This is a genomic window from Streptomyces sp. NPDC002845 (assembly GCF_053591955.1).
This window is the reverse complement of the sequence record NZ_JBSFUU010000148.1, coordinates 1-10,853: the sequence shown is the minus strand read 5'-3', so window position 1 is coordinate 10,853 and position 10,853 is coordinate 1. Positions and strand designations below refer to the sequence as shown.

4 protein-coding genes, 1 tRNA gene and 1 rRNA gene are annotated in these 10,853 nt (G+C 68.6%); 1 reads left to right on the top strand and 5 read right to left on the bottom strand.

From position 1 onward, the window contains the following. Window positions 1-131 precede the first annotated feature (131 nt). Together ACWD3C_RS46685 and ACWD3C_RS46680 are read right to left on the bottom strand one after the other, a co-directional pair. Window positions 132-815: a response regulator gene (locus tag ACWD3C_RS46685; RefSeq protein WP_451154599.1), complete on the bottom strand. Its 684-nt coding sequence runs from the start codon at window positions 813-815 to the stop codon at window positions 132-134. Between the two features lie 308 nt (window positions 816-1,123). Next, window positions 1,124-6,598: a HAMP domain-containing protein gene (locus ACWD3C_RS46680; protein WP_451154597.1), complete on the bottom strand. Its 5,475-nt coding sequence runs from the start codon at window positions 6,596-6,598 to the stop codon at window positions 1,124-1,126. A 385-nt stretch (window positions 6,599-6,983) separates the two neighbouring features. Here ACWD3C_RS46680 and ACWD3C_RS46675 point away from each other — a divergent pair, with 385 nt between their 5' ends. After that, a complete protein-coding gene (locus tag ACWD3C_RS46675) occupies window positions 6,984-9,749 on the top strand; it encodes a SpoIIE family protein phosphatase (protein WP_451154595.1) in 2,766 nt (921 codons plus the stop codon). 60 nt (window positions 9,750-9,809) lie between these two features. On the opposite strand, the gene ACWD3C_RS46670 is transcribed toward ACWD3C_RS46675, so the two are convergent. From ACWD3C_RS46670 to rrf, 3 genes are all read right to left on the bottom strand, one after another. Further along, window positions 9,810-9,885: transfer RNA gene (locus ACWD3C_RS46670), tRNA-Thr, on the bottom strand. A gap of 96 nt (window positions 9,886-9,981) precedes the next feature. Beyond that, a complete protein-coding gene (locus ACWD3C_RS46665) occupies window positions 9,982-10,644 on the bottom strand; it encodes a DegT/DnrJ/EryC1/StrS family aminotransferase (RefSeq protein ID WP_451154601.1) in 663 nt (220 codons plus the stop codon). 115 nt (window positions 10,645-10,759) lie between these two features. Then, window positions 10,760-10,853 (bottom strand): 5S ribosomal RNA (gene rrf, locus ACWD3C_RS46660); the annotation flags it as partial.

The following is a 10,853-nucleotide window of genomic DNA, read 5'->3' as shown; positions in this document are numbered from 1 at the left end:
TCCGCCAACCCCGCCCGGCGCACAAGTTCGACACGCTCGTCCTCGGAAAGAACGATCTCCACAGCGGCAGGGCCTCGATGCGCCATAAAAAGACGGCACCAACTAACCCAGAAGATTTCTGGCGCATCACACTAGTGCCGCGAAGGCACCGACGACGTGCCGTTACCCGTGCCCGGCTCCAGTGCGTCCAGGGCGCGGCGCAGACCCGTGAGCTTGCGTTCCAGATGGGCCGCGGTCGCCACGGCCGCCGCGTCCGCCGAGTCGTCGTCGAGCTGCTTGGACAGGGCCTCGGCCTGCTCCTCAACGGCCGCGAGCCGCGCGGAGAGTTCGGCGAGGATGCCGCCCGAGGGCTCCTTGGCCCCGCCGGTTCCCGTCTTGCCGCCCTCCAACTGGAGCCGCAGCAGCGCCGCCTGCTCCCTGAGCTGGCAGTTCTTCATGTACAGCTCGACGAACACGGAGACCTTCGCGCGCAGCACCCATGGGTCGAACGGTTTGGAGATGTAGTCGACCGCCCCCGCCGCGTACCCCCGGAAGGTGTGGTGCGGGCCGTGGTTGATGGCGGTGAGAAAGATGATCGGGATGTCCCGGGTCCGCTCGCGGCGCTTGATGTGCGCCGCGGTTTCGAAACCGTCCATGCCCGGCATCTGGACGTCCAGCAGAATGACCGCGAAGTCGTCCGTCAGCAGCGCCTTGAGCGCTTCCTCCCCGGACGATGCCCGCACCAGCGTCTGATCGAGCGCGGAGAGGATGGCCTCCAGCGCCAGCAGATTCTCCGGCCGGTCATCGACCAGGAGGATCTTGGCCTTCTGCACCATGGCCCGCCCTCCTCGCCCCGGCTTGGGGCCTCCCCTGTCCTCAGGACTTGGGGTGACGCCACGCGGCACCACCCCAGGGGACGACTCCCTTGCGCCGCCCGTCCTCGTGCCGGTCATGGTAGCCGCACCCCGCCCGTCGCCACACCCTGTCACCGCGATGTCACTGTGCACGTAGCAGAAACGCGGTGGGAGACCAGAAGGTTCCCCGAATCCCGCGCTTCTACACGGCTTCGGCCACACTCGGTCAGCAACTCCGCGACAAACCTTCCGTGTTCCCGCCAGCCTTCGTCAACCCGCGTCGGTTCCCGTCACTCCGATCGCATCCACTGCTCCATCACCCCCAGCAGATGATCAGGGTCGACCGGCTTGGTCACGTAGTCCGAGGCGCCCGACTCGATGGCCTTCTCCCGGTCGCCCTTCATCGCCTTGGCCGTCAGCGCGACGATCGGCAGGCCGGCGAACTGGGGCATCCGGCGGATCGCCGTCGTCGTGGCGTATCCGTCCATCTCGGGCATCATGATGTCCATCAGGACGACCGTCACATCGTCGTGCTGCTCCAGGACCTCGATGCCCTCGCGGCCGTTCTCGGCGTACAGCACCGACAGCCCGTGCTGCTCCAGGACGCTGGTGAGCGCGAAGACGTTGCGGATGTCGTCGTCGACGATCAGCACCTTCTCGCCGTCGAACCGGATGCCCTGGCGCGGCTGCGCCACCGCCTCCTGCCCGGCCGTCCACTGCTCCTGGGCCTGCCCGGGCCCGGCCGCCGTCTCCGGCGGCTGCTCGCCCGCGGTCACCGCCCTGCGGCGCCGCCGGAACAGCGCGGCGGCCCCGTTCTGGGTCTCGTGGTACGACTTCACCTCGGCCGGCGTCTCGATCGCGGCGTCGGACACCTCCGCGTCCGACGCCAGCAGCTGCCCGGCCAGGGCGGGCGGCAGCTGCCCATAGCCCTGCGGGGGCAGTTCGCTCGGGTGCAGCGGCAAATACAGGGTGAAGGTGGAGCCGCGTCCGGGCTCGCTCTGGGCATGGATCTCGCCACCCAGGAGACGTGCGATCTCCCGCGAGATGGACAGCCCCAGCCCCGTACCGCCGTACTTGCGGCTCGTCGTCCCGTCCGCCTGCTTGAACGCCTCGAAGATCACCCGCATCTTGCTGGCCGCGATGCCGATGCCGGTGTCGGTCACGGAGAACGCGATCAGATCGGCGTCCGCGTCCCGCAGCGAACCGGCCTCCAGGAGCTGCTCCCGGATGGCCACGGGCACGTCCGCCCCGGCCGGCCTGATGACCAGCTCGACCGCCCCGGAGTCGGTGAACTTGACCGCGTTGGACAGCAGGTTGCGCAGCACCTGCAACAGGCGCTGTTCGTCGGTGTGCAGCGTCGCGGGCAGCTCCGGCGAGACCCGTACGGAGAAATCGAGCCCCTTCTCCGCCGTCAGCGGGCGGAAAGTGGCCTCTACGTAGTCGACGAGTTGCACCAGCGCGATGCGCGTCGGAGAGACGTCCATCTTGCCCGCCTCGACCTTCGACAGGTCGAGGATGTCGTTGATCAGCTGGAGCAGGTCGGAGCCCGCGCCGTGGATCGTCTCGGCGAACTCGACCTGCTTCGGAGTGAGGTTGGAGTCCGCGTTGTCGGCGAGCAGCTTGGCCAGGATCAGCAGCGAGTTGAGCGGCGTACGCAGCTCGTGCGACATGTTCGCCAGGAACTCGCTCTTGTAGCGCATGGAGACCGCGAGCTGTTCGGCACGCTCCTCCAGGACCTGCCGCGCCTCCTCGATCTCGGTGTTCTTGACCTCGATGTCCCGGTTCTGCCGGGCCAGCAGTTCCGCCTTCTCCTCAAGTTCGGCGTTCGAGGCCTGCAGCGCCTTCTGCCGGTTCTCCAACTCGGCCGACCGCTCCCTCAGTTGCTCGGTCAGCTCCTGCGACTGCCTCAGCAGCACCTCGGTCTTGGTGTTGACGGAGATGGTGTTGACGCTCGTCGCGATCATCTCGGCGATCTGGTTGAGGAAGTCCTTCTGGATCTGCGTGAACGGCGTGAACGACGCCAGCTCGATGACACCGAGCACCTTGCCCTCGAAGAGCAGCGGCAGCACGATCACCTGGGCCGGCGGCGCCTCGCCGAGCCCGGAGGAGATCTTCAGGTAGCCGCTCGGCGCGTTCTCCACCAGGATCGTGCGCTTCTCCTGGGCGGCCGTCCCGATCAGCGCCTCACCGGGCCGGAACGACGTGGGCATGGAGCCCATGGAGTAGCCGTACGAGCCCAGCATGCGCAGCTCGTACTGGTCGTCCATGTCGACGCCCTTGCCGTCGACCAGCGGCAGGGCGAGGAAGAACGCACCGTGCTGCGCGGTCACCACCGGCGTCAGCTCGCTCATGATCAGCGAGGCCACGTCGTCGAGGTCGCGGCGGCCCTGCATCAGGGCGGAGATACGGGCGAGGTTGCCCTTGAGCCAGTCCTGCTCCTTGTTGGCCATCGTGGTGTCGCGCAGGTTGGCGATCATCTTGTTGATGTAGTCCTGAAGCTCCTGGATCTCGCCGGAGGCATCCACGTCGATCTTCAGGTTGAGGTCGCCACGGGTCACCGCGGTGGCCACGCGCGCGATGGCGCGCACCTGCCGGGTCAGGTTCCCGGCCATCTCGTTCACGGACTCGGTCAGGTCGCGCCAGGTGCCGTCGACATCACGCACGCGCGCCTGGCCACCGAGCTGGCCTTCCGTACCCACCTCGCGGGCGACGCGGGTGACCTCCTCGGCGAAGGAGGACAGCTGGTCGACCATCGTGTTGATGGTGGTCTTGAGTTCCAGGATCTCGCCGCGCGCGTCGATGTCGATCTTCTTGGTCAGGTCGCCCTTGGCGATGGCCGTGGTGACCATCGCGATGTTGCGCACCTGACCGGTCAGGTTGGACGCCATGCCGTTCACGGACTCGGTGAGGTCCTTCCACGTACCGGCGACGCCCGGTACATGCGCCTGACCGCCGAGGATGCCGTCCGTGCCCACCTCACGGGCCACCCGCGTGACCTGCTCGGCGAACGAGCTCAGCGTCTTCACCATCGTGTTGAAGGTGTCGGCGAGCTCCGCGACCTCACCGCGTGCCTCGATCGTCACCGTACGGGTCAGATCGCCGTTGGCGACAGCCGCGGCGACCTGGGAGATGTTGCGCACCTGCATGGTCAGGTTCTTGGCCATGAGGTTCACGTTGCCGCTGAGGTCCTTCCAGATGCCCGTGACACCCGGCACATGCGCCTGACCGCCGAGGATGCCCTCGGTGCCCACCTCACGGGCCACCCGGGTCACCTGCTCGGCGAAGGACGACAGTTGGTCGACCATCGTGTTGACGGTGGTGACGAGTTCGAGGATCTCGCCCTTGGCGTCGACGGTGATCTTCTTGGAGAGATCGCCCTTGGCGACGGCGGTCGTGACCTCGGCGATGCTGCGCACCTGCACGGTGAGGTTGTTCGCCATGAAGTTCACGGACTGGGTGAGGTCCTTCCAGGTGCCGGAGACACCCTGCACCTCGGCCTGCCCGCCCAGCATGCCCTCGGTGCCCACCTCACGGGCCACGCGCGTGACCTGCTCGGCGAAGTTCGAGAGCTGGTCCACCATCGTGTTGAGGGTGTTCTTCAGCTCCAGGATCTCCCCGCGCGCGTCCACGCCGATCTTCTGCGACAAGTCACCCCGGGCCACCGCGGTCGCGACCTGCGCGATGTTGCGCACCTGCGCGGTGAGGTTGCCGGCCATGCCGTTCACGGAGTCGGTCAGGTCCCGCCACACACCGGCGACGCCGGGCACCTGCGCCTGACCGCCGAGGCGGCCCTCGGTGCCCACCTCGCGGGCGACCCGGGTCACCTGGTCGGCGAAGGCGGAGAGCTGGTCGACCATCGTGTTGATGGTGTTCTTCAACTCCAGGATCTCCCCGCGCGCGTCCACGTCGATCTTCTGCGACAGGTCACCCCGGGCCACGGCCGTCGTCACCTGGGCGATCTGCCGTACCTGGGACGTGAGATTTCCCGCCATGAAGTTGACGGAGTCGGTGAGTTCCTTCCACGTACCGGATACGCCGTCCACGCGGGCCTGACCGCCGAGGCGCCCCTCGGTGCCCACGTCACGGGCCATCCGCGTCACCTGGTCGGCGAAGCTCGACAGCTGGTCCACCATCGTGTTCACGGTGTTCTTCAGCTGGAGCATCTCGCCGGACACGTCGACGGTGACCTTCTGCGACAGGTCGCCGTTGGCCACGGCCGTCGTCACCTGGGCGATGTTCCTGACCTGCCCGGTGAGGTTCCGGAACGCCGTGTTGACGGAGTCCGTCAGGTCCTTCCACGTTCCCGCCGCACCCGGCACCTGCGCCTGCCCGCCGAGCTCACCCTCGACACCGACCTCCCGAGCCACACGCGTGACCTCGGAACCGAAGGCGGAGAGCTGGTCGACCATGGTGTTGACGGTGTTCTTCAGCTCCAGCATCTCGCCCGCGACATCGACGGTGACCTTCTGCGACAGGTCGCCGTTGGCCACGGCCGTCGTCACCGCCGCGATGTCCCGCACCTGAGTGGTGAGGTTGCGGAACACCGTGTTGACGGAATCGGTGAGGTCCTTCCAGGTCCCCGCAGCCCCGGGCACGTTCGCCTGACCGCCCAGCCGTCCCTCGGCACCGACCTCGTTGGCGACGCGCGTGACCTCGTCCGCGAAGATCCGCAGCGTTTCGGTCATCTGGTTGATCTTCTCGGCGAACTGCGCGACCTCACCGCGTGCCCGCACGGTCACCTTCCGCGACAGATCACCGTTGGCGACCGCGGTCGTCACCTCGGCGATCCCGCGCACCTGGGCCGTGAGGTTCCCGGCCATGGTGTTCACCGAGTCGGTGAGCTCCTTCCACACACCGTCCACGCCGGGCACCTGCGCCTGCCCGCCGAGCATGCCGTCGGTGCCCACCTCACGCGCGACGCGCGTCACTTCGGAGGAGAACGCGGAGAGCTGGTCCACCATCGTGTTGACGGTGTTCTTCAGCTCCAGCATCTCTCCTTCCACATGCACGGTGACCTTCCGTGACAGGTCACCCTTGGCGACCGCCGTCGTCACCAGCGCGATGTCCCTCACCTGCGCGGTCAGCCGGTACGCCATCGTGTTGACGGAGTCCGTGAGGTCCTTCCACGACCCAGACATCCCGCGCACCCGCGCCTGCCCGCCCAGCTTGCCCTCGGTGCCCACCTCGCTGGCCACGCGCGTGACCTCGTCGGTGAACGACGACAGCTGGTCGACCAGATTGTTGACCGTACGCCCGACCTTGAGGAACTCCCCGCGCAACGGCTGCCCGGTCCCGTCCGCCGTCTGCGCCCGCAGCTCCATCCGCGGCGACAGATCACCCTCCGCCACCGCCGACAGCACCCGGCCGACCTCGGAAACAGGCCGTACGAGGTCGTCGACCAGCGCGTTCGAGGCGTCGATCGCGGTCGCCCAGGAGCCCTCGCACGCCCCCGACTCCAGCCGCTCGGTGAGCTTGCCCTCACGCCCCACCATGCGCCGCACCCGCGACAACTCGCCGGTCAGGTGCATGTTCCGGTCGGCCACCTCGTTGAAGACGGCCGAGATCTCGGCCATCACATCGTCGCCCGTGACCGTCAGCCGCTTACGGAAGTTTCCGTCACGCATCGACACCAGGGCCGCCAGCAGCCGGTCCAGGGCCGCCGTGTCCACCTCTGTGGTGCCACTGCGCGGTTTGCGCCGGTTACTCAGGGACTGTCCGCCTTTCGCGCGCGTCTTCGTGCCCCGCGTCGCTGCGCCAGACTCCACTGTGTCCCTCCCGCAGGGGTCGACCTCTACTGCTCTGCGTCCTCACGTACCACTCGGCACATCAGGTACTGCTGTGTGCGTGCTGCCACCGGACATCACGGCACCGTCCGGTGCTGCTGCCCGGACAGACGGACGGCACTCGACCTGCCCGGACCTTCCTTACAAGCCTGCCCAGTGTTTCACCCCGGCGGAACCAGGCCATAACAGTTCGGCAGCTTCGCACACCGTCCGCACACCCTCCGGGCGGAAACACACGTGACCGGCATCCGCACAGACCGCGAAGGTAAGTAACCTTGCATGCGGCTGTCCAGCCATGCCGGTCCCGTCCGGCCTGGGCGGTGGCGCACGAGAAGAGCGGGCAGGCATCGGAGGGGCGGCCGCACCTATGACCACCGGACTGCATCCCGGGGGACACCCCCAGGATCCCCGGCCGACGGAGAACCAGCCTCTGCCTCGGCAGAAGCAGGTCGGCCGCGAATCCACACACGACTGCCCGCACGTCGAGAACCGGACAAGGAGTTCTGTGATCACCGCGCGCGCGGCCGCCAGTTTCGAGCCCGTGGGGCGATCCGTCGCGACCGCCCGCTCCTTCGTCCGCGACACCCTCCAGGGCTGGGGCTTCGCCGACATCGTCGACGACGCCGTGGTCCTCACCAGCGAGCTGGTCACCAACGCGGTGGTGCACGCGGGCACATCCGCCGACGTGCTGTGCCTGCGCAGCGACGACGGCGTCCGCATCGAGGTCGCCGACAGATACCCCGAGCGCGAGATCCCCCTCCAGGCGACCGCGGTCAACATGGGCAGCCCCGACCGCGAGGGCGGCCGCGGCCTCCAGCTGTGCGCGGCCCTGGCCGGCCGCTGGGGCGTGGAGTACACGCCCACGCACAAGCAGGTCTGGTTCCAACTCGACCTCCCGCACCGCTCGGTGGGCACCCGCACGGCCGGCCCGGCACTCCCCGCCAACCTCCTCCCCCTCGCCGACGGCCGCGTCCGCGTCGCCGTCGTCCAGATCGACCGTACGGGCGCGATCAGCGCGTGGAACGAGGACGCCGAGGAGATCTTCGGGTACGCCGCCGAGCAGGTCATCGGCAAACCCCTCACCGACCTCGCCGCCTGGCCGCACACCCCCGGCACCAGCACCGGCATCGCCGAGGCCCTGCAACTCTCGCGCTGGGAGGGCAGTTACGGCATCCGCGGCGCCAACGGCCGCGTCACCCCGGTGTACGCCTCCCACCTCCGGGTCCGCGACACGGCCGGCGAGCCGTCCACGGTCTGCCTTCTCGTACGGGACCACGAACGCGCCGTCCTCCAGACCCCGTTGCGCGGTGCGGCGGCCTCCTCCGACACGACCACCGCGTCCGAGGGCCAGCCCACCGACCCCTTCGAGGTCTTCATCGGCTCCCCGGCCCCCGACGACCTCGACGGCCTCCTCCAGCGCACGGTGGAACGCTCCCGCGACATGCTCGACGCCGACTCGGCCTTCCTCCTCCTCGCCACCGACGACGAAACGGAGTTGGAGGTACGGGCCTCGACCGGCCTCCCCTCGGCCCGCCAGCGCTTCGCCCGCGTCCCGGTCGAGGCGGGCCCCAGCCGCTACGGCTCGGCCCGTATGCCCGCCGTCCACGACGACCTCATGGCCGTCCCCGGCGCCGTACCCCTCCTGGACGGCACGGGCATGCGCTCGGTCGTCACGGTCCCCCTGAAGGTCGAGGGCCGCCTCACGGGCTCCCTCGGCGTCGCGGCCGAGTCCCCGGGCCGGTACTCCAACGAGGAGGCCCTGCGCCTCCAGTTCGCCGCCGACCGCATCGCCCTGGCCGTCGAATCGGCCCGCCTGGGCGAACTGGAGCGCCTGCGCCGAGGCTCACTGAGCTTCCTCGTCGAGGCCTCCGACCTCCTTGCCGGCACCCTGGACCGCGACCAGACCCTGGCCCTCATGGCCCAGATGACGATCCCGACGCTCGCCACCTGGTGCGCCGTCTACACGATCGCCGACCAGGCCTCCGAGCCGTATCTCTCCTACGTCCTCCACGAGGACGAGGATCGCATCGACGGCCTCAAGGCCCTGCTCTCCAAGATCCCCCCGCCCGACCCGATCCCCACGCCGGGCGCCCGTGTCTGGTCGGCCCCGGCGGAGGCGGCCCACCAGGCGGCCCTGCGCACCTCCATGCGCAGCCTGGGCCTGGGCGAGCCCGCGACGGTGAGCTCGGGCATCGGCACGACGCTGGCAACGGCAGCGGCCGTCGGCGGCGAGACCGTCGTCCTCCCCCTGGTCGCCCGCAACCGCGTCATCGGCATGCTGACGCTGGGCAAGCCGACGGACGAACACTTCCGCCAGGAAATCCTGGAGTTGGCGGAGGACCTCTCGCGCCGAGCGGCACTGGCCCTGGACAACGCCCGCCTCTACTCGGAACGCATGGCCATCAGCCAGTCCCTCCAGCGCAGCCTCCTCCCACCGGAACTCCCCGAGATCAACGGTGTCGAGGTCGAGGTCATCTACCGCGCGGCCGGCGAGGGCAACGAGGTCGGCGGCGACTTCTACGACCTCTTCCCGATCCGCGACGGCGCGTACGGCTTCGCCATCGGCGACGTCTGCGGTACGGGCCCGGAGGCGGCCGCGGTCACGGGCCTGGCCCGCCACGCGCTGCGCCTGCTGGCCCGCGAGGGCTTCGGCGGCCCGGCGGTCCTGGAGCGCCTCAACTCCGCGATCCTCGACGAGGGCGCCCGCAGCCGCTTCCTGACGCTTCTGTACGGCGAGTTGTGGCCCCAGGAGGACGGCAGCGCCGTACTGAAGGTCGTCTGCGCCGGACACCCGCTGCCCCTCCGCCTCCGCCAGGACGGCACGGTCGAAGCGGCCGCGGAACCCCAGCCGCTCCTCGGCGTCATGGACGACCTGGAGCTGTACGAGCAGACAGTCACCCTCGACCCGGGCGACGTCCTCCTCTGCGTCACGGACGGCGTCACCGAACGCCGCGAAGGCTCTCGCATGCTCGGCGACGACGGCCTCATCGACGTCCTGACGACCTGCACAGGCCTCACGGCGGGCGCGGTCGCGGCCCGCATCATGCGCGCGGTCGAACGCTTCGCCTCCGACGCTCCCTCCGACGACATGGCGATTCTGGCGATGCGGGTACCGGGTCTCCACAAGGACTGAGTCGTAAGGCACGAGGGCATGAAAAAGGCCCCTCGCCCATTGGGCGAGGGGCCTTTTCACTGGAGCCCCCAAACGGAATCGAACCGTTGACCTTCTCCTTACCATGGAGACGCTCTACCGACTGAGCTATAGGGGCCTGTTGCCTTTTCGACGTTTCCCTCGTGGCAACGGCATAGATCATACCCCGAACAGACCCGTGCGCCCAACCACGGAAGTGATCGAAGGGCGGGGCTCAGAACGCGGGCTGCAACAGCCCACCGAGCGCGTTGCACGCGGAGACGATCCGCTGCATCTCCCGCCTCGTCAACGACGCGTCCAAGGGCAGCGAAAGCGTCTCGTCCGCGGCCCGTTCGGTCTCCGGCAGATGCACGTCGCGACGGAACCCGGGCAGCCGGTGCACAGGCGTCTTCACCGGCACCCGGCACTCAACTCCCTTGCCCCGTACGGCCCGCGCGAAGGCGTCCCGGTCCGGCCGCCCATTACCCGGCACCCGCACCACGTACTGCTGGTACGTATGCCCCGCCGCACTCTCGGGGGTCGACACACCCTTCAACTTCGAGTCCAGGAAGGAGGCACGCTGCCTGCGCTGCGCGAGCTCGCCGTACGGCGTCTCCGACTCCCCCTGCTCCACCACCAGCAGCCCATGCCTCTGTCCGACAGCACGGAGCCCCGAGATGTCGGCCGGCCGGCCGAAGCGGTGTACGACGACGACAGCCATCGTGTGCCGAGTGACGACGGCCTCCACGGCTGCGGGGTCGAGACAGTACGAGTCCGGGTCGATGTCGGCGAAGACCGGCGTCCCTCCTGCCCGGCTCACAGCCTCGGTCACCTCGACGTTCCCGAAGGCCGGCACGATGACCTCGTCACCGACCGTGACGCCTGCGGCCCTGAGCATTCCCACGGTACCCATGCTGTGGATCGTGGTCGCGGAACGTGAACGCAAAGTGACGCACAACAAAAAAGAACTGGTCCCCGAACCGAAGTTCAGGGGACCAGTTCTATTAAAAGAAGTTCGGCGGTGTCCTACTCTCCCACAGGGTCCCCCCTGCAGTACCATCGGCGCTGTAAGGCTTAGCTTCCGGGTTCGGAATGTAACCGGGCGTT

Excerpts from the sequence above, each read along its gene's own strand:
- ACWD3C_RS46685 (WP_451154599.1), bottom strand. The coding sequence starts at position 815 with ATGGTGCAGAAGGCCAAGATCCTCCTGGTCGATGACCGGCCGGAGAAT.
- ACWD3C_RS46675 (WP_451154595.1), top strand. The coding sequence starts at position 6,984 with ATGACCACCGGACTGCATCCCGGGGGACACCCCCAGGATCCCCGGCCG.
- ACWD3C_RS46665 (WP_451154601.1), bottom strand. The coding sequence starts at position 10,644 with ATGCTCAGGGCCGCAGGCGTCACGGTCGGTGACGAGGTCATCGTGCCG.